This is a genomic window from Teichococcus rhizosphaerae, assembly GCF_002631185.1.
GTDB lineage: Bacteria > Pseudomonadota > Alphaproteobacteria > Acetobacterales > Acetobacteraceae > Pseudoroseomonas > Pseudoroseomonas rhizosphaerae.
In genome coordinates this window covers 20785-40325 of record NZ_PDNU01000046.1, presented here as the reverse complement: position 1 = coordinate 40325, position 19541 = coordinate 20785, and the positions used below count along the sequence as shown (strand labels likewise).

The following is a 19541-nucleotide window of genomic DNA, read 5'->3' as shown; positions in this document are numbered from 1 at the left end:
ACGCGCTGATCACCACCGCGAAGCTGAACAATGTGGATCCGCGTGCCTGGCTTGCCGATGTGCTCGCCCGCATCGCTGACCACCCTGCCTCCAGGCTCGATAAACTTCTGCCGTGGAACTGGCAGCGTGCTCAAGCGCCCGCAACCGCTGCCGCCTGAACGTCAACCGCGGCCATCACCGGATGGGTACCCAGAAACGGCAATTGGAAAGGATAAGGAGGTCCCCTCGTTGCACAGGGGTGGGCGCGGCGGCAGGTCAGGGCAACCCTCGCGCTGATTCGGCGGCACCAACCCGCGACACTGAGACAGAGGAAGGCCCAAGACGAACACCGGTCCTGCGGTAACCAGCCCGCGCATCAGAGTCTGATCAACCGTCGTCTTGCGCCGCCGCGTCCTCCCCTGTGCAACCTGATCAGCCGGACACCGCCGCGCGCGGCGGATACTCATGACCTTGCACGTTGACAACGAACATGAGAATCAGCTCAGCACCTCAACAGCGAGGTATTTGAAGTGTCCAGGTCAGTGGTCCCCTCGCCAGGGCTATGCACCTTGCAACCCTCCCGCTGCCGCCGCAGCAGTCTCAAACCACTCTCAGCAGCCAAAGTCGCGAGGTTTCTGGAAGTGGTCAGATACTTCAAATCACTACTCTCGCCAAAACTTTGCGCATTCAACGCCTATCGCAGGCAGAGAGCATCCGAACTTCAGACCCTCTCGCGATCCTGCTTGCTTCATCCCAAAGTGCGCAATGAAGCTATCCACGTGCATAACTACACCGCCAGATTGCATCTCGCGCAGAAGACCATCTGCGCATCTGTCGTTAAGTACGTACATATCTGCCCCAATAACGCGCGGCTTCTTCTGCTCTATAAGGGTTGGGAGAGGAATCGTTTGCGGCACTCCAATCGGCAGGAGGTCAGAGTGCTCCATCCGCTCGTTGACGAACAGGAAGTCATAATCTTTTGCGCCATTAGCTGTCAGAGCCACGCTTGGATGAACGCAAAGGACAGCATCATCTTCAAGAACAAGAGCACGCCGTTGCTCGCGAGATCGAACCAGTTCCCATATTTTGGCGTGGGATAAAAAAGTTCCGACAAGCTTTTCCATTTCGGCTTGGTTAGAAAATTGTCGGCGAGACAAAGTTTTGAGCGCCTCGGTGGGAAGTGCGGAGCCGTAAATTGGAGGCACGGTTTGGAACGGCAAACCGAACCTTTTAAGGCATTGCGAAACGCGCCTAAACCGGGGAGAGCCTATATCCGCGATCACATAGACGGGAAGTTCACCTTCAAAATCTCGGCCCGAAATCGAAATGAAAGTATCGATCTGAGCGATTGCTCTTTTGTCGATGTGGTCCTTCTGGTTGCCTGAAAGGCTCTCGAGTAGTTTTTTAGCTGTGTTCCACCGCCCGGTCATTTTTGCGATGCCTGCATATGCGCGCACTGCATCAAAGCCGCGCTTAGAAGCATCTTCCGGAATTAGAGACGCGCATTTTTCAAAGTCTCCTTCTGCCGCGTACAGCATAGGAAGAATGTCGCTAAATTCGCCGCCGCGCCAAGTGACAAGAGCCTCATCCAAGTACGCGCGTGCTTGTTGAAGCCGTTCGCAGAAGACGAAGAATTTTATGACTATCCTATAGGTTCTCTGATGACATGGAAGGTTGCTGAAGTTCGCCTCAATCCAGTCAGCGGCAGCGGAACGCCCTTCGGCTTGGTGAATCCGACGAAATGTCACCTCCCAAAAGTCGAACGGATTCGACCCCATTTCGGCATGAGTTTCTACCAGCAGTCTAAGGCCGTTCTGATATCGATCGCGCTTACCGGGTTCAATATCCCAGTACCGGCTGAGCGCATCGCCGGAAATTTCATCAGCCTCGTATTTTTCTAATATCTCTATTATTCCTTCTTTGTCTTCCTCAAAAATTACTTTACGAATTATTTCTCTTTTACTGGTTATTTTACTTATTTCTGTCATTTCACACCTTTGTATACATAACACAGCCCGTGTCGGAGCTGTTAGATTGTTGTAAGTCGATCGTCCTTTTGGCATTTTATAGATTTCACTTTTGCGTGCATAGCCGTGGATTTAAAATGTCTAACGAAACTGGTTGAGCGACGTTGTTGGGGCATGGCGAAGCCCCTTGTTCCCTATGATCTTTGGGCGACGGTCGAGCCGCTGCGCGGCCTCACGTCTTCCGAGTATATCTATTAGGCCTGGACGGAAGAGCCTGAACGTTTTGGGCTGAACCCATCACACCACACCCCGAGACCATACACCTAGCTGGTTACCTGACTGGCCGGACGAAGCGCTGATCACAGCGGCCGTGCTGCTGGCAGTGTGGATTCTTCGAGCCAGCTGGCGTCGCTTGCGCAGCATGATCCACGACATGAACGACTGACTTTCTGTTGCCCTGCCTCCGCAGGATATGTCCTGCACCTGATAACCTCTGATTATCGTGCCAGAGTCGCCGTGCAGAGCCTGATTGCCTTATTGGTGACATGCCATCCGCTGGCGGCGTAGACTCCCCCTGGCTGACAGAACGTGCCTGATCCCCAAGCGGAGGTGGTCATGGTCTATGCTGCTGGTGATGGTGGTACTGCCGGCCACGTTGGTGCGGCTTACCTACGGCGGCAACCAGGACCGGGTGAAGCGCGGGGGCAATGACTTCGGCGTAGGCGGCTCCACCGGTGGTGACGGCGGAGGCTGCTCCGCGGACGGGGGCGGCTGTGGTGGCGGGTGGAGTAGTCCGGCACGCCCTCGTTATCGCTCAGCGATAGAGAGCGAACAGGTTCTGATTGGGGCATTGCACCCCCTTCCCCTGCCCGCCCCTTAGTCGCTGTCGAGCCCGTCTATCCCAGAGCAAGCCTGCCGTTACCCGGTCCGCGTCGACCAGTGAGTCGTCCTTCCTTGCGACGGCCATCGGGCATTGGCAGGCGCGATCTAACAGCCCGGCGTCAGGCAGTGTGCCCCACTCAGCGCTTCAGGCGAAAAATGCCTCAAAGGAACAAAGCCGCAAGGCATCTTGTACAAGATGTGTTTGGGCGTTGTTGCCTTAGCGCCGGACGCGCCGCCGGTCCTTGACCAGGTCGGCCTGATCAAGGCGATACCCGGCCTCGCCTAGCGCCTTGAGGATGAGGTACGTCTTGGTCACTCCCTCCTCCGCCGCCCGGATCGCCAGTTCCTTGTCCAGGTAGTCCGGGCAGTCGAACCGCACGCTGGTGAGTGGCGCCATCGCTGGGGGTGGCGGCGCGGCGGGGCGGGTGGCCGGGCGCACGGGATCGACCGACGAGATCTGCGTGTTTGAGCCGTAGCGCTCCCCGATCGAGCGCGAGTTGGCCTCAATGGCGGCGTCGTCCAGTTCCGGGCGCGGCTTCAGGTTCAGGTCCAGCTTCTTGCCGGCCTGGCGGATCTCGTCGGTGATTGGAGGAAGCTTGTTCATGCGGCCTCGGCCAGTTGGGCGATACGCTGGAGCAACTCGGCGGTGACGGCGGCGACATTGGCGGACGCGGCGCTGGCCGGATCGATCTGACGGGGCACCTTGCCCGTGATGTGGATCTCGCGGAATGCGGCACGCTCCATCATGGACGCCTTCAGGATGGGCAGCGTCTCATCGGCCTCGACCGACTGACGCACGTGCCGGGCGCCGCGGCTCTCGAACCCGGGCAGTATGCGGGTCCAGATGATGGCGCGGGCGATCGGCGTGCGCGACAGTTCCTGCGCGTCGTCGATCTGGGCGATGGTCTTCATGGCCGCCTTGACGTCCGGCAGCGCCGCCTGCGTCGGCACCAGCACGAAGTGGCTGCGGTGCATGGCCTTCAGCGCCAGCGTGGAGGATCCGCCGGGCAGGTCGACAATGACGATCTCGCTCTCCGCCTCTGCCTTGCGCAATTCGGCCAGGATGTTGTCCTCACGAACGTCGCCGACCACCGTCAGTCCGGCAATCTCGGCCTTCCGGCCGAAGGCGGCGGCCTGCTGGTTGACGTCAGTGTCGAGAACCGTGACGCGGTACCCGTCAAGCGCCAACTCGGATGCGATCAGGATGGCCGTGGTGGTCTTGCCCGGTCCCCCTTTGTCACTCGCGACGGAAATCGTTGCCATAGATGCCTTCCTGCCTGAAAGCGGTAGAGCAAGATGGAGGCAAAGCACTCCGGCCGCAACGCCTAATCACTTCAAGGCATCTTGTACATGATCACTTCGGGCAGAAGGGTTTCCGCGACTTTCGGCGAGTTACAAGGGCTTTACGGCCTTGATGCCTCAAGGCGTTTTATCATGAAGGAATTGGTGCCTTTTGTTCCAGAAGCGATGTTGCCTCTCTGCCACAAGGCGAAGATGCGCCGGAGCAGGAAGGCAGCGGCGACTTCCGCTGCTGGCAGTATCAGACCATGAGGAGCCGTCTGGTCGCGCTCAAGGCACTATCGACAAGAGGCATCAAGGCGGAGAAGCGTCTTGTACCTGTCGCTGAGGCGGTGCTCCACGGAACAAGCTTGAGCAGCCGACGCCACTGTGCTCTTCAGGAAAGCACGGTCTCTCCGGCGCGCTGCTGCCGTGCGGCCTGATGCGGACGGTTCCGCACGCCATTACCACACGGAGTGACATCGACATGCCGCGAACGGCCACCGGGCGCGCACAGAAGGACAAGACCTCCCTCGAGGCTATCCGGGCTTCGTCGAAAACCTACAATCGCTGCACCGCCGTGCTCGCCGAGGCGGTCGGCATCGAGCCGAGCAGCGGGCAGGGACCCCGTAGCGACTTCGAGATGACGGTCCTGAGGGCGCGTCAGAAGCTGGAAGCCGAGGTGAAGCACAGCCTCACCGAAGATGACTTCGCGCCGAGCCAGCTGCTGCAATTCATGCGGCGCACCGCGGAACGCCTTGCGGATGCCGGGGCGGAGACCATCACCCGCGATGCCTTCATCCGCGAGGTCATTGCGGATCTCCGCGAGCGCGGCGGACTGGTGGTCAAGAAGATCAGTTCAACCGCCAACTCCGGGCACTACGCCTGGATCTGGTCCTGGATGCAGACGTTCCTGGTGCGCAATCAAGACATCATCGCGCGTAGCACCGCGACGGAGTTGCAACTCACCCGCAAGGTGGCCACGGCGAAGAAAGCTCGTAAGGGGCAGCCGCGGGAGATCGTGCCGGACGACTTCAAATGGCCTCCACGCTCCACGCTGCGCTTCTACCGAGGGGAGCGGCTGGTGATTTCGAGCAGCGATCGGCTGTTTGACCTCTCGGATGAACTTATGGGCTGGAATGCCCCGTCCCCGCGCAAACTGACGTTCGGACTGAGCAGTCTCAGCACGAACGCCACCTGGCGGGTGTGGGACGAGAAGGCGCTCTCGCTCATCGAGGGCCTGATCCGATACGACCTGACCTTCGATGGCTATCGCGTCCGCATCAAGCGGGTCAGCGCGCCGGGCTCGCCCTGCCGCGAGGAGTTCCGGTGGAGCCTCGATATCAAGGAGGCGTAGGGCCGCGAAGCGCTGATCGTTTCTATAAGGCATCTTGTACAAGATGCCTGAAGGAGGTGAGGCAAGTGGATTGCCGAGCATGATGTCTGTGATCGCAGACGGGGATAATCCGGGCTGAAGACCAGCGCCCGGTGACTGTCGACGGCGGCCGTCGCCGCCCCGAAGGTCCGTGCCCTTCTCCCGGGAAAAAGGGGATGACCTGTCATAGACGCGGATCGCCGAAGCGAGAGCCGCACGGGATGGCAGTTGGAGCCTTGGCCGAGGTTCCTGTTTGCCGTTCAGCAGTGGTGCCGCTGAGCGACGAGGTCTGAAGCAATGATGTCGGGTACGCCGATCATGCAACAACCGCATCGGGAAAAATGATGGTAAAGTATTTGTTGATTTTTTCCAGCGTTTTTCTTGACAGGATACCCGCCGTACCCGTAGAATCCGCCTGTATTTATTTACATGTATATCTGCGCTATTCTCTTTTTTCTTCATGGCTATTCCCCACCATCAGTGGACCGTGTACTCCTGCAGCAGCGGGGCCAGTTCTACCAAGGCGTCGGCCTATGCGTCCCGCAGTTGGGAGGCGAAGCCAGCGTCCGGCGCCAAGGCGGGCGGCGCGAGAGGTCGAGCGCAAGGCCGCCGAGGAGCGGGTTGGCAAGCAGGCCTATGCAATGTGGATGCGCGGCCTGGACGCGACGGGCAACGCCTACCTGGCCCGCAAGGGGGTCCTGCCGCACGGGATGCGACAGGACGCCACCGGCAAGTTGCTGGTGCCCCTGAAGGACGAGCGGGGCTGGATCCGTAACCTGCGGATCATCGATCCGGACGGTGGCAAGATCTTCCTGCCGGACGGACGCACGCACGGCTACTTCACGCTGCTTGGAGCCCAGGAGGTGAGCCCCCGCCGCCCATTGCTGGTCGCGGAGGGCTTCGCCACGGCGGCGGCGCTACGAGAGATGCTCGGCTTACCGTTGGCCATTGCCTTCAACAGTGGCAACCTGCTGCCGGTCGCGCTGGAACTGAAGGGAAGATACCTGAGTGTCCGTCAGGTCTTCGCCGCGGACAACGACCACCACCTGCCCCAGCGTGATCCGCCGCTGCCGAATGTCGGCAAGAAGAAGGCGCAGGAGGCGGCCACCGCGGTCGGCGGGCTGGTGCTGCTGCCGGAGTTTGCGCCTCATCAGGAGGGCACCGACTGGCTCGACTTCGCCGACACCTACGGACCAAACGTCACCTAACGACTTGTACAAAATGTCTTAAGGCAAAAAGACATGTCCGCCGTCCGTTCCCGTGGGAAGGCGCGTGCGGGGTGGCACGGCGGCACGGCGGGTCACGCCGGGGCAGGGATGGGCCGGTAAGGCCACTACGCTGGTGGGCATTCATTTTCACCAAGCCCACAACCATGTTAGGGTCCAACGGCCCCAAGGGGCAGACAAGGAGACGCAGGCATGGCTGCGCCGAAGACGGGCGGCAACACGACGAAGAGCACCGGACGCACCGTCGCGCTCAGCGCGTCCGTGCGGGCGAGTTCGGCTGCCGTGGCCACCCTGCGGGCGAGCCGCGCGGCGAAGGTCGCCAGCGCGCTGACGACTGCCAACCGGCAGACCGGCCTGTTCACCAAGAAGAAGTAGATGCCGAACAACGACCGGGAGGTGTTCGAGCACTTCCTGTCTGATCCTGACGCCTCGCCGGAGGTGGCGCACCTTGCCTACGCCGCCTACGCCGCTAGCAAGTATGACTGGGCGACGCGCTTCGAGGAACTAAAGGGCAGGCCGCCTGCGCCGGCGGAGGTCGATCAATGGATCGCCGAGTTGCCGATGAGCCGGTTTGTCGAAATCCGCGCGACCGCGTCCGAGACGTTCGCGCTGGCGGCGCAGACCTACATGCGCGACGAGATCGAAAAAGCAAAGGCAGAGGCAGTGCGCGCGTCCATCTTTGGCGAGGTCCAGGGCATCTCCCGCCTCGTCGAAGCCAACAACAAGACGGCGCTGGTCGAGGCGCGGGCCATCCGGGAACGGGTCGAAAAGGCCACCTCGTTCAAGGGCACCTGGCTGCCGAATACCTTCACCGGCATCATCGCCTCGCTCGCCTTTAGCGTGATCGTCCTGGTGATCGCGATGATCTACCAGCGCGATCCCTCGCTGTTCGCCCTGTTCAAGGGCGCCTCGCCACCCCCCGTCTCGACGCCTGTCCCGCCGGGCAACTGACGCCACGCCGAACTGGTGTTGCCGGCGCCGCCGGGATCCGCGGCGCCGGGGTGCGGCTCAGTCTTTCGACGTCACCGGCTCGGCAACCGCGCGCTCCAGCGCCGAGAGCGACGTGACCTGGATCCGCCGCGCGCGGCTCGACGGACGATCCCGGTAGTAGCCGTCACCCCGCCCGGCGAGTTGCAGCAGATCCTGCGGATCGACCGACACGTTCGGCGCGTTGCGCTTCGCCTCCTTCATGTCCATCGGCTTCAGCACGAGCCATGTGGCGGCGTTAGCCCGCACCTCCTCGCTGAAATGGTCGCTCATCTGGGACGCCAGCACCATGCCTAGGCCGAACTTCCGGGCTTCAGTGATGAGTTCGTTCAGGATGTTGTCGGAGCGGTCGCGGTCGCCGCCGCCGAGGCCCAGGATCTTGGCCTCATCGATGATGACGAACAGACGGAAGCGCTGACGGTCGTCGGCCGGCTGGACCGGGATCGGCCCCTTCAGGCGCAGCACCCGGAACAGCTTCCGCAGCAGCGTCTCCGTGGCGATGAAGCGGATGTCGTCCGGCAGCTTGCTCAAATCCAGCCGCATAGACGTCGACAGGAAGTCGTCCACCGACACGTGGTCGGTCCGCTGAAAGATGGGATGGTCAAACAGTTGCGCGACGGCCGCCAGGCACCCCTCGATGGAGGCGCGCTGGTTCCGCCGGGCGTCATCCTGTTGATTGCCACTGAGAGCTGACCCGGTTTGGGGTGAAGTTGCCACTGAGAGTTGACCCATGTTCGGACGCTAGCCTCGGCCTTTTGGGCGGGGGCAGCGGGAGTGTTGGACATGGCGTTGTTGAGCGTTATCCGGCGCTGGCATTTCCGGGAGCACCTGTCGATCCGCGCGATCGCCCGCCGGACCGGCCTGTCGCGGAACACCATTCGCAAGTACCTGCGGTCCGAGGCTGTGGAGCCTGTTTTCAGGACCCCTAACCGCCTCAGCAAGCTGGATCCCTTTGCCGAGCGGCTGGCCGCCTGGCTGCGGACGGACGCCCGCAGGTCACGCAAACAGAAACGCACCGCGCGGCAGTTCCACGCCGATCTGGTGGGGCTCGGCTACGATGGCTCGTACCGGCGGGTCGCTGCCTTTGTGCGGGCCTGGCGGGACGACTGGCAGCGCCAGCAGCAGACTTCCGGCCGCGGTGTCTTCGTGCCGCTGGCCTTTGGCCCGGGCGAGGCGTTCCAGTTCGATTGGAGCGAGGAGCATGCCGTCATCGGCGGCGAGCGGACCAAGCTGCAGGTCGCCCACCTCAAGCTCTGCCATAGCCGGGCTTTCCTGGTACGGGCCTACCTGCTGCAGACGCACGAGATGCTGTTCGACGCCCACAACCACGGCTTCCGCGTGCTGGGTGGCGTGCCGCGGCGCGGCATCTACGACAACATGCGCACCGCCGTGGACCGCATCGGCCCGAGCCGGGAGCGGCAGGTCAACGCCCGTTTCCTGGCCATGGCGAGCCACTATCTGTTCGAGCCTGAATTCTGCAATCCGGCGTCAGGTTGGGAGAAAGGCCAAGTCGAGAAAAACGTCCGGGACGCCCGGCACCGGCTGTGGCAGCCCATGCCCCAGGTCGCCAGCCTGGAGGCGCTGAACGCCTGGCTGGAGCAACGCTGCCTCACCCTTTGGGAGGAGATCCCGCACGGGGTGGAGCCCGGCAGCGTCGCCGCGGCCTGGCGGCAGGAGGTGGACTGCCTGATGCCGGTCCGGCGGGTGTTCGACGGCTTCGTGGAGGAGACCAAGCGGGTCTCGCCACCTGCCTCGTGCATTTCGACCGCAACCGCTACAGCGTGCCCGCCTCCTTCGCCAACCGGCCGGTCAGCCTGCGGATCTATTCCGACCGCATCCTGGTGGTGGCGGAGGGAGCTGTCGTCTGCGAGCACCAGCGGATCATCGAGCGGTCGCACCACGGCCAGGGCCGGACCGTCTACGACTGGCGGCACTACCTGGCTGTGGTCCAGCGCAAACCCGGCGCCCTGCGCAGCGGCGCACCCTTCGCCGAACTGCCAGAGGCGTTCCGGCAGCTGCAGCGTCAGCTGCATGGCAGGTCCGGCGGCGACCGGGAGATGGTGGAGATCCTCTCCCTGGTGCTGCAGCACGACGAGCAGGCTGTGCTGGTCGCCGTGGAGATGGCACTGCAGGCCGGTGTCGCCAGCAAGACCCACATCCTCAACCTGCTGCACCGGCTGACCGATGGGGCTACCTCCCAGGTGCCGCCGATCGAGGCGCCCCAGGCCCTGGTGCTGGCGCAGGAGCCCAAGGCCAACGTCGCCCGTTACGACAGCCTGCGCCCAAGGCAGGGAGGCCGCCATGCGTCATGACCCGGCGGCCGCCGCCATCACCATCATGCTGCGCAGCCTCAAGATGCATGGCATGGCGCAGGCCGCGGCCGAACTGACGGAGCAGGGCGCGCCTGCCTTCCAGAGCGCGATCCCCATCCTGTCGCAGCTGCTCAAGGCCGAGCTCGCCGAGCGCGAGGTCCGCTCCATCGCCTACCAGCTCAAGGCCGCCCGGTTCCCCACCTACAAGGACCTGACAGGCTTCGACTTCACCAGCAGCCAGCTCAATGAGGCCCTGGTGCGCCAGCTCCACGCCGGTGCCTTCATGGACAGCGCCGACAACATCGTGCTGGTCGGCGGGCCAGGCACCGGCAAGACCCACGTGGCCACCGCGCTCGGCGTCCAGGCCGTCGAGCATCACCGCAAGCGGGTGCGGTTCTTCTCCACGGTGGAGCTGGTCAACATGCTCGAGCAGGAGAAAGCCGCCGGAAGGGCCGGGCAGATCGCCACCCGCCTGCTCCATGCCGACCTGCTGATCCTCGACGAGCTGGGTTACCTGCCGTTCAGCGCCTCAGGGGGTGCCCTGCTGTTCCACCTGCTCAGCAAGCTCTACGAGCAGACCAGCGTCATCATCACCACCAACCTCAGTTTCAGTGAGTGGGCGGCGATCTTCGGAGAGCCGATGACATCATGATACCTCCTATTTGGATCGTCTGGTGCGTCGCACCTGTTGCCGCAGGACAGCGATCTGCTCACTGGTCAGGTGGATCTGCCACGGTTGGCCCTTCGCCAGCTGCTGCCCTTGCAGACAGCCTTTCCGGAGCCAGCCGAACACCGTTTGCGCCGTGACGCCGACTGCCGCGGCGGCGCCCCGGATCGAGTAGCTGCCGTCCGGCCAGCGTACTGGGTTGGCGGCGTCACCATTGATCTTGGCGCTCCGGATTCCCCATCGCTTGCGCAGCAGGTGCACGGTGCCGTGCAGGAACGGCGCTCCACGGGCCGACACGATGCCCTCCGCGTTGAGGATGGACGCCACCTCGTGGTCCATCTTGCCGGCTGCGTTCAATGCGCGGATGCGTCGCTCCAGCAGAGCCGGGTCCGCGCAATCGGCGTAGGACCGCACCCGGCGCTGCACGCGGTGCTCACTTATCGCGCCGCTCTGCCAGGAGATCCGCAGCCAGACCACACCTTGCTCGCGCTTTTGATCCAGCGCGACATCGCGGATGACCAGGCGTGTGATGCGTTTGCGCTCCGGCGCCTCCGCGGACTGCCACACGCGGGACAGGTCTCGTGCCAAGGCAAGGACGTCTGAGCGGTCGGCCTCGCTTATCGGCGCGCCCTGGTTGCGGCGCCAGGCCTCATACTCCTGCTCCACCACCTCGACCTGACGCAGCTTCTCCTCCCAGACCCGTTCCAGCGAGCGGGCGACCAGGCGGTTCTCCGGCTCGACCGTATCGTATTGCCGGCGCGCCCGCTCGGCCTCGTACCGGGCGCGCTCGCGTTTGAGCGCCCATTGCCGTTCCAGCAGCCGGGTATCCTCATCAAGGTCGTCGATGGCTGCGACCGCCAGGGCAATCTGGTCCGGCGCCAGGGCCTCGAGCAGCAGGCGCTCGACCTCCGCATCCACCAGCAGGGCCCGCACCTCCTGGCAACGCGGGCTGCCATCCTGGGCCTGATCCGCGCTGCACTGGTAGAGCGGGAAGTCACCATGCGGTCCGGAGTACCGCAACGCCATGCGCCGGCCACAGCGGCCGCAGGCCGCGATGCCCTGCAGCAATGCCCAACCGCGCCGCGCCGCCCCCGGCCGTTCCGCCGCGTGTGAGGCCACGTTGCCGGCCAGGCGCCTCTGGTTGGCCATGAACTCCTCCCAGCCAATATAGCCTGGATGAGCGTCGCGCAGGCACACCGGCCACTGCTCGACCGGAACCCTGATGATAGCAGGATGGGGTGCACCGGCACGGCGCCGCAGAGGGTCGTGGCGATGGCGGCCATAGACGTAGGCGCCGGCATAGGCCGGGTTCTGCAGGATCTGCAGCACGCGCGCGTTGTTCGCTGGCCGCCAGACCACCTCGTGCGGCCCTGGCCCGCGGAGCGGACGGACCGGCAGTGCCAGGCCGTGCCGCTGCAGTTCCCGCATCACCGCCTTGGCGCTCTGCAGTGCCTGGAAGGTGCTGAACACCAGCCGGAGGCGGGCCTGCACCTCCTCGTCCGGGTTGAGCATGATCGCGCCACCAGGCCCGAGGGCCAGCCCGGCCGGCTGCGGCAGGCGGAGGGCGCCGCGCGCGGCTTTCTGACGTTCGCCCTGGTGCAGGCGCAGGCGGATCTGATGCAGTTCCGCCTCGCTCATGATGCCCGACAGCCCCAGCAGCAGGCGGTCATGATAAGCACCTGGATCATACAGGCGTTCGCCATCGGCGATGACCACGCCAAAGATGGAGCACAATTCCAGCAGCTGGTGCCAGTCGCGGTTGTTGCGGGCCAGCCGCGACGCGTCGAGGCTGAGGACCAGTCCGGCCTTGCCGAGGCCGATCTCGGCGATCAGGTGCTGGAAGCCCTGCCGCCCAGCACTGGTGGCGCCTGACTTGCCCAGGTCGTCGTCGATCACCGCGATCCGCTCGCGCGGCCAGCCAAGGCCGGCGGCCCGGTCGACCAGCCGATACTGGAGTTCCGTGCTCTCCTGGTGCTGACGGACCTGGCCCGCCGAGGACTGCCGGATATAGACATAGGCCAGCTTGGCGCGATGGGCCGTGGTCACCCGCTCGGCCACCTCAGCGGGCCGGGTCAGCATGATCCGCCTCCCTGACCCGGACGCGCCGGAGCACCCATGCCAGTTGCCGTGCCAACTGTGCCCGCGTCGTTGCCGGCAGCACGGGGCATGGGCGCCGGCGGGATCGCGGAGGGCTCGTCGAAGCTGGTCGGTCGTGGCGAGCTGGATGCGGGGAACTCGGCATGGGACGCCTCCTGACGGGAGACGGCCAGCATGCCCCGAATGTGCTGCGCCAGTGGCAGCAACGCGCGGGCCGAGACGCGGGGTAGCGCCGCCTCCGGTGCCAGGGGCCGCTCCAGGTCCGTCTCCGCCCGCCTCAGCAGCCGGCGGCGCCCATCCGCCAGGGCCACCGCCACGAAGGCAGGACCCCGGCCGCAGGTCAGCGACAGCAATCTCAGCTGCTGCCCAAACAGCGGGTGGCGCTGGTCCGTGACCATGACACCAGACACCACGCGTTCGAGATCAGGGGCAGCTCGGAATGTTCGGGGATGCCAAGATGACCACGGCGTTGCTCGACCGGCTTACCCACCACTGCCACATCCTGGAGACCGGCAACGACAGCTTCCGCTTCAGGAACAGCTCCGCCACCCAGGCCCATCGCGAAAGGAAACCACAGCCCACCTGACGGGATCTGAAAAAAACCCGCATCCACAACCCGGGTCAGATCCTCGTGGCAACCCCGGGTCAGCTCTCAGTGGCAATCAACACAATAGCCGAAAGAGGACGCCCGGCCAATGCTGTACAGTATTCGCTCCCTGCGCTTTGGGCGAGGTCCTGCCGGAGGGCCGTCAGGACGCAGGCGGCGGTCCGCAGCAGGCCAGGGCGCCACCAGAGTCCAAGGATCGAGGAGCCGCGTCTCCCATAATCCCGCCCAACCATGAAAAAGGCCGCCCGAATGGGGGCGGCCTGGATCGAGGGTTGGACTCTGGTGGCGCATCTAGAGCTTGGCGATGGCCGGGCGCGAGGGGTGAAGGGTCACACCGACCTCGTTCACGGTCACCCGCGCCTCCGGATAGGCGGCCAGCGCCAGCTGCAGGCTCTCGAGGAACTGGGCGCGGAAGGCGCGCAGGCGCTTGAACCCGGCGCCGAACTGGCCGTAGAGCGCGGGCCAAGTGACGTCGGTGTCCCGCTTCAGCGCGTGCAGGCGGTAGGCCAGCCAGATATAGACATCGAGGCTCATGGAGCGCGGGCCGATCGCCTTCAGCGCCCCTTCGCTCACCGGCACCGGATGGTCGCGCAGCGCTTTGAAGAAGGCCTCGTCCAGTCGGACCTTGTCCTGCCAGAGGGACGGCTGATCGGGCGACGTGCTGATGCCCGTCATGCTGATCGCCCCCTCGACGAAGCCGCCGTTCCGCAGGATTTCCTGGTCGCCGTTCATGCTGAAAAAGGTGAGGCGGCACACCGAGATCCGCTTCGCCTGTTCCTTCACCAGCCGGTAGCTGTTGCCGCCGATCGACAGGCCCATGCGTCCGAGCCAGACCTGCATGGAACGGCCAAGCTCGATCTCGCGGCTGCCGGTCTTGACCGCTTCGCTTTGCAAGAACAGCAGGATAAAGCGGGCGTAGGAGCCGTAGGGGAGCCCCACGACCTTGCCGAGGCGGTCGGTGCCGGACTGCAGTACCAGGCTCAGGTTGTGGCTTTCGCGGCGCCAGACCATCTCCTGCTGCTCCTTGTGGGGCAGGGAGGTCAGCGCGAAGCCCGAGTAGGTGAACCCGATGCTCTCCGTTTCCTCGCTGAGCACCTGGTAGGCCGCCTCGACCACCGCCCGCTCGTGCGCACTGGCGGCTTGCCGACGGGCTTCGTCGATACCGTGCGTCAGGATCAGGCGGTGAATGTCGGCCATGGCCGCAACGTGAACGCCCCGCGGGGTCAGGGCAAGTTGGACTTTGGTGGCGCGAGCTATTCGAAAGATATTTGAGATGAACTATTAGTCTGTGCCACCAGAATCCAGGGGATAGAAGCGAGTCGCGCCATCAGAGTCCAGGATGGCGCCACCAGAGTCCAATGCTGACGGGACCGGTCCTGTGGAGAACATCATGGTCCTTCCCCCGGCGAATCGGACTGCCCTGTTTCGATATCGAAAACGGATTGAATCCAGTGTAGGTGGTGGTGACTGACCTCCACGGCGCCGATGCTCGAAATGGTTGCCGTGGCGGGAGGCCGGAGCATCGAAGCGCCTCCTGACGGTTGCGCAGGCGCCCGGCTCTTTTGTCTGGCGCCGGGATTCGCCGCCATGCAAGGATTCGCCGCTCCCAGACACGAGCGCTCCATGGCCCCGCTGCTGCTCGGACGCCGCCTCGTGCGGTCGCGTCCCCCGATCGGATTCCGTCACGCTACCACGGTATCCCCCGGCACGGAGCCGGATGCCATCGCCTATCACGGCGACGCGCCGCTGATCACGTTCGCGGCGACCGGCGGCGGCAAGACCAGCGGCCCGGTCATCTGCACGGCGTGCGCCTATCCGGGTCAGTTCATCTGTCTGGACGTGAAGGGGGAAGCGTATCGTCTCTCCGCGGAGCATCGGCGAGCGAGGGGGCAGGACGTCCACCTGATCGATCTTAGTGATGGCAAGATTGACGGCGATTGCCTCAACCCGCTGGACATGGCGGTGATGCTGGGCGACGCCGTGGCGGCCGTGGCGCGCTCGATCGCGGCGGAGATGGTCGAGCGGCCGACCTCCCTCAACCGCGATTTCTTCTGGATTGATTGGTCGGAGACGATGCTGGCCGTCGGGAGCGCGTACCAGCTCACCTAGGAGTGCGCCCCGAAGCTTTCGGCGATGTACGACCTCTACATGGGCGATGACCCCGTGTACGATATCGCCAAGCTGTTGGATACGAAGCGGCCGCTGATACGGGCAGTCAACGCCGCATGGGCAGCCTTCCTGCAGATGCCGGAGCGCGAAACGCGCGGCAGTGTGCTGGCCACCACCGTGGCCTATATATCCGCCTGTTCGAGAGCGAACTGGTGCGCCGCCTGACGGACCGCACCACGATCGACCTGAAGGCGCTCGTGGCGGGCAAGCCGATGTCCCTCTACTTCGTCGTGCCGCCCCACCGGATGCAGGCCTATGTACCGCCCGCAGTCTCTGAGACACCTCATTGAAGCCTATGCGGCGAGAGCCTCGGGTGAAAGCTGATCCTGGCGGACGGTGTCCGGTGTTCTGAAGCCGTGACGCTCGATCAGCCAGGTTGAGTTGTAGGTGCGCCGGAACTCGAGCAGTGCCTGGCGCAGTTGCTCGGCGGTGTCGAAGGTCTGGACCCAGAGGAGGTTCTCCTTCAGCGTCCGGATGAAGCGTTCGGCGCATCCGTTCCCCTCGGGCGCACGCACGAAGGCGGGCGTGCTCTTGATGCCGAGGAACGTCAGCTCGCCCTGGAAGGCGTCGGACATGTACTGCGAGCCGTGGTCATGACGCAGCGAGAGACCTGCTGCGATGCCCTTGGCGAAGCCGCCAAAGTGCTGGCGCAAGTCCTGCCTGAGAGGTTCCAGCGCCTCGAAGCGCGTGCCACGCCGGGCGGCATGCAGGCCCACGCACCCGGCACTGTGGTGATCGACGGCGACGAACACCGCCGCCTGCCCCTCAACTGTCCAGGTGGTGGTCATGTCAGTGCCCCACATGATGTCCACCGCGTCAGGGATGATGGTGCTGTCGTGGTTGCGCGGGCCCCGGGGGCTGCCGACCCGCGATGGGGCGAGCAGGCCGTGCTCGCGCATCAGCCGCAGCACACGGCGCCGGGAGGTCCGCACGCCCTGCATGCGCAGCCTTGCCCAGACCTTGCGGTGGCCCTCGCCATGAAAGGGGCTGGCCGCGAGGACGGCCCGGATCGCCTCCAGCAGCGCCGCATCCGGCATTGGCCCGACCGGCCCAGGTCGCCTGGGCGGCTCCGTCCGGGGTGGCAGCGATGGCGGTAGACCGTGGCTCGGGCTGCCCGCCAGATCCGGCATACCCGGGTCAAGCCATAGGGCCTGCCGCTGCTGGGCGAGACCGTCAGGCTCATGGCCGTGACCTCCGCCGGGCCAAAGGGCGGCCACCCTCGAGGGCCGCGACCTTGGCCTCCAGCAACTCGCGTTCCAGCAGCATCTCGCCCAGCCTGGCCTTGAGCCGCTCGCTCTCCAGCGCCTCACCATCAGCAGGCCGCGTGGCCAGGCTCGCCTCGCCAGCCGCCAGGAAGGCGTCGCGCCAGCCGCTGAGCGTTGCGGCGGTCACACCCAGCGCCCGCGAGACCGTCTCCAGGTCCTCGCCACGCAGCAACCAAAGCACCGCGTCCCGCTTGCGCTGCCGCGACATCCGACCACCGCGGCCAGGACCAGCGGCATCCATCCTCTCTGTCGTCATCATGCACCCCATCGGCGGATACCGTCCGCTTGCGGGGTGTCTCAATCAACCGTGGAGCGGAGGACTGCCACGCGCCTGCTGATGGCAAACGGCGAAATGCCCACTGAACTCGACCGCGCATTCGTCATGCGCCTGCTGGGCAAAGTACCTGTCCTGCAAGCAACAGTGGCTGTCGCGAAGCGCATCGCCCGCCTGCTGCGGCGGCAGAGCGACGACAGGCTCGATGCGGTATTGGACGAGGCCGTCGCCACCTCTCTCGCGAGCTTTGTCGCCGAGTTGCGCAAAAACATCGCGGCTATGCAAGCCGCGCTCGATCTGCCCTGGAGTACCAGCGCTGTCGAGGGCCAGATCAACCGGCTTAAGATGATCAAGCGCACGATGTACGGCCGCGCCGGCTTTGAGCTCCTTCGTGCCCGCGTTCTCTGCCCCTCATGAGGCCAAAACAGCAGCATGGAAAGTGCGGGAGAGCCCAGGTCTCAACGCAAATCAACAGCCGGTGGCCGGGCTCCTGATATCGCTTGATACCAACTGGCCGTCGGAGGGGGGCGGCTTGCCGCGTTCGTCATAGCGCAGCGCATAGGCCAGGGCGTCCGCCACCTCCTCCGCAGAGGCGGCGGACAGGCCGGGCGGCAGCGGGAAAGGGGGCGGGGCGGGAGGTTGCGAGGGGTCAGGCATGAGCGCGACGCTAAATGAGACTCGTAAAACAAATAAAGAACAAAGAACTGGTTGATAAGCGTGACGCCGGTGGGCCGGATTGACGGAAAGCACCTCCGAGAAGAGCCACCTCTCGCCTGATCAAGGCATTGGAAGTTCGCTTTGTGATGGAGGAAGGGCCGAGGTTTGTGTAACTTTCTGGCGAAGAGTTGGACCGCGCAGTGATTCCTGACCTCGGCTTTCTCGGGCTGCAGCGGCGGCAAGCCCGTGCAGTGTCCGATCGAGATGCAGTTCACCGGAGCGATGCCGCTCGATCATGCGCCGCAGGTAGCCTGCAGGATTGTGGACACGCCACGCGGCGTGCTTGACGGCAATGGTGCCGATCGCAATGAGCGCTCCGGTTGTCCCGAACACCACCCTGGCATGGCCATAGACCTGTGGTGGGATCTCCAACTGCGCACGCACCACCTCGCAAGCCTTTTGGATGTCGTCCCAAGCTGGTGCGGCCGATCTCACCCAATCCCGATACGCAGGGACAAGATGCAGCAACAGGGCGGGGCTCATGGGGAACCCATTGAGCAAGTCGCCGCTTCGGCCGAAGCGCTGCCGCGCCACTATCGGCTCGATCATCGCGGACCTGGTCGTCGCACCGCCATCGTGGTGCGCTGGATAGCCTTCTGCTGCTGTCACTGCTTCAGCAATAGAAAGCTGGGTTGTAGGTGTAATAGGGGTGCCCGGCAGCGCATCCTGGGGTGCACTGTCCACCACTTCCAGGGCCGGCGAGGCGACCCGAAGCTGCCGCTCGGCCTCCTCGTGGAGGCGACGGAGACGGGCCTCGATGGCGGCGAGCTCCACGGGATCGCCCTCGGTCCGTACCAAAGCGGCGAGCCTCTCGGCCTCGGTCGCGAGAGACGACCAATCCACGTCGCCCAATCCGGCCGCGATCCCATGGTCGGTGAGCGAGAGCGTCTTACGCGACCAGGCGCTGCACTCCCGGCGCCGCATCCTGATCTCACGCCGACGCGCCTCCACCGCTTCAGCCACGGCGATGAACTCGGTCATACGCTCACCCACAGGGCTGAGATCGAAGCCTGATGCTTGCAGAATGTACCCGGTCTGCGAGTCCCGGTGTCCCCAGCGTCGCCCGGTGCCGATGTCGTGGGCGCGGATCAGGCCGAGGTCGATCAGCCGGCGTAGCCGCTTGCGAACACCGCTGAGCGTGAGCCCGGTGCTGCCGACCAACACTTCGTTGGAGGGCCACACATAGCGGAGCTGCCCGGCTTTCCAATCCTGGTTTGCCGAGTAGCGGAACAGCAGATCCAGCATATGCACCACGTAAGGCGCATAGCCCATAGCGGGAGCCGCCGCCTTAAAGGCGGCCAGCACGCGACCGCGGTCGAGTTCATCGAGGCGTCCGGACAAGCCGGCAACCGCCTGCAGTTGCGCGCCAGTCGTGCGACGTCGCCCCGTGCGTCGTGGCAGCCGTGGCACGGGTTGATCACTCATCATGGCTCGCTCCTCGCGAGCGCGCCGCCCGAACTCATTAGACGCGACTCTCCTGTCGTCAGGCAAGAGGTTGCTTGACGAGGAGGAAGGCCAAAACCTATCCTGGGTCTGCAAATGGAGCCCAGTTTAGGGTTGCCGAGTTCAGGAACGGTCGGTGCTGCCAGGCACCGGCCGTTTTCTCTATCAGCGCGCCATCATCGGCCCCAGAAGGCGGTTGAGATCACGCCCGCTCCGGTACAACCGTAGCGAGCAGAACCAACTTGCCGTGGCGACGAGGCGAATGTCTAGCCATAAAGATACGCATATTGCGTATT

17 protein-coding genes and 3 pseudogenes are annotated in these 19541 nt (G+C 64.4%); 12 read left to right on the top strand and 8 right to left on the bottom strand.

Going from position 1 to position 19541, the window contains the following annotated elements:
• Positions 1-158, top strand: a 158-nt coding sequence (locus CR162_RS18565) for a transposase domain-containing protein (protein WP_141563229.1), incomplete at its 5' end; no start/stop codon positions are given.
• A gap of 483 nt (positions 159-641) precedes the next feature.
• Here the strand turns inward: CR162_RS18565 and CR162_RS18560 are convergent.
• The 3 genes from CR162_RS18560 to CR162_RS18550 all read right to left on the bottom strand — a co-directional run bounded on the left by CR162_RS18560 (position 642) and on the right by CR162_RS18550 (position 4091).
• Positions 642-1967, bottom strand: a complete 1326-nt coding sequence (locus CR162_RS18560; protein WP_176559919.1) for a glycosyltransferase family 25 protein — start codon at positions 1965-1967, stop codon at positions 642-644.
• A gap of 1078 nt (positions 1968-3045) precedes the next feature.
• Positions 3046-3432: a hypothetical protein gene (locus tag CR162_RS18555; RefSeq protein WP_099097019.1), complete on the bottom strand. Its 387-nt coding sequence runs from the start codon at positions 3430-3432 to the stop codon at positions 3046-3048.
• Entirely contained in the window at positions 3429-4091 is a 663-nt protein-coding gene (locus CR162_RS18550; protein ID WP_099097018.1) for a ParA family protein, read from the bottom strand. The genes CR162_RS18555 and CR162_RS18550 overlap by 4 nt, the downstream gene beginning before the upstream one ends.
• 87 nt (positions 4092-4178) lie before the next feature.
• Here CR162_RS18550 and CR162_RS22515 point away from each other — a divergent pair, with 87 nt between their 5' ends.
• The 5 genes from CR162_RS22515 (at position 4179) to CR162_RS18530 (ending at position 7658) form a co-directional block, all read left to right on the top strand.
• Positions 4179-4379: a hypothetical protein gene (locus tag CR162_RS22515; RefSeq protein WP_176559918.1), complete on the top strand. Its 201-nt coding sequence runs from the start codon at positions 4179-4181 to the stop codon at positions 4377-4379.
• 214 nt (positions 4380-4593) lie between these two features.
• Entirely contained in the window at positions 4594-5463 is an 870-nt protein-coding gene (locus CR162_RS18545) for a hypothetical protein (protein ID WP_099097017.1), read from the top strand.
• Between the two features lie 665 nt (positions 5464-6128).
• Positions 6129-6689, top strand: a complete 561-nt coding sequence (locus tag CR162_RS18540) for a toprim domain-containing protein (protein WP_141563228.1) — start codon at positions 6129-6131, stop codon at positions 6687-6689.
• Positions 6690-6899: 210 nt separating this feature from the next.
• Positions 6900-7082 carry a hypothetical protein gene (locus CR162_RS18535; RefSeq protein ID WP_099097015.1) on the top strand — a complete coding sequence of 61 codons (183 nt, stop codon included), beginning with the start codon at positions 6900-6902 and terminating at the stop codon, positions 7080-7082.
• Positions 7083-7658, top strand: coding sequence for a hypothetical protein (locus CR162_RS18530; protein WP_099097014.1), 576 nt, complete (start codon positions 7083-7085; stop codon positions 7656-7658).
• Between the two features lie 57 nt (positions 7659-7715).
• Here CR162_RS18530 and CR162_RS18525 read toward each other — a convergent pair whose 3' ends face one another.
• Positions 7716-8426 (bottom strand): ATP-binding protein, encoded by a 711-nt coding sequence (locus CR162_RS18525; RefSeq protein WP_141563227.1) that lies wholly within the window; start codon positions 8424-8426, stop codon positions 7716-7718.
• A gap of 51 nt (positions 8427-8477) precedes the next feature.
• On the opposite strand from CR162_RS18525, the pseudogene istA reads away from it, so the two are divergent.
• Together istA and istB are read left to right on the top strand one after the other, a co-directional pair.
• A pseudogene (istA, locus tag CR162_RS18520) lies at positions 8478-10006 on the top strand (IS21 family transposase).
• Positions 9996-10658, top strand: a complete 663-nt coding sequence (istB, locus tag CR162_RS18515; protein WP_099097012.1) for an IS21-like element helper ATPase IstB — start codon at positions 9996-9998, stop codon at positions 10656-10658. Before istA ends, istB begins: the two are co-directional and overlap by 11 nt.
• Positions 10659-10664: 6 nt before the next feature.
• On the opposite strand, the gene CR162_RS18510 is transcribed toward istB, so the two are convergent.
• Entirely contained in the window at positions 10665-12752 is a 2088-nt protein-coding gene (locus CR162_RS18510) for a recombinase family protein (protein ID WP_099097011.1), read from the bottom strand.
• A gap of 457 nt (positions 12753-13209) precedes the next feature.
• On the opposite strand from CR162_RS18510, the pseudogene CR162_RS18500 reads away from it, so the two are divergent.
• Positions 13210-13356: pseudogene (locus CR162_RS18500) on the top strand (ATP-binding protein); the annotation flags it as partial.
• Positions 13357-13668: 312 nt separating this feature from the next.
• On the opposite strand, the gene CR162_RS18495 reads toward CR162_RS18500, so the two are convergent.
• A complete protein-coding gene (locus CR162_RS18495; protein WP_099097009.1) occupies positions 13669-14574 on the bottom strand; it encodes a replication protein RepA in 906 nt (301 codons plus the stop codon).
• A gap of 426 nt (positions 14575-15000) precedes the next feature.
• Between CR162_RS18495 and CR162_RS18490 the strand changes: the two genes are divergently transcribed.
• Positions 15001-15486 (top strand): type IV secretory system conjugative DNA transfer family protein, encoded by a 486-nt coding sequence (locus CR162_RS18490; protein ID WP_176559917.1) that lies wholly within the window; start codon positions 15001-15003, stop codon positions 15484-15486.
• Between the two features lie 24 nt (positions 15487-15510).
• Entirely contained in the window at positions 15511-15711 is a 201-nt protein-coding gene (locus CR162_RS18485) for a hypothetical protein (protein WP_099097007.1), read from the top strand.
• 128 nt (positions 15712-15839) lie between these two features.
• On the opposite strand, the pseudogene CR162_RS18480 reads toward CR162_RS18485, so the two are convergent.
• A pseudogene (locus CR162_RS18480) lies at positions 15840-17070 on the bottom strand (IS3 family transposase).
• Positions 17071-17163: 93 nt separating this feature from the next.
• On the opposite strand from CR162_RS18480, the gene CR162_RS22510 reads away from it, so the two are divergent.
• Complete coding sequence (locus CR162_RS22510; protein WP_176559916.1) at positions 17164-17502, top strand: transposase; 339 nt, start codon at positions 17164-17166, stop codon at positions 17500-17502.
• 360 nt (positions 17503-17862) lie between these two features.
• On the opposite strand, the gene repC is transcribed toward CR162_RS22510, so the two are convergent.
• A complete protein-coding gene (repC, locus tag CR162_RS18470; protein WP_281255014.1) occupies positions 17863-19227 on the bottom strand; it encodes a plasmid replication protein RepC in 1365 nt (454 codons plus the stop codon).
• Positions 19228-19541 lie beyond the last annotated feature (314 nt).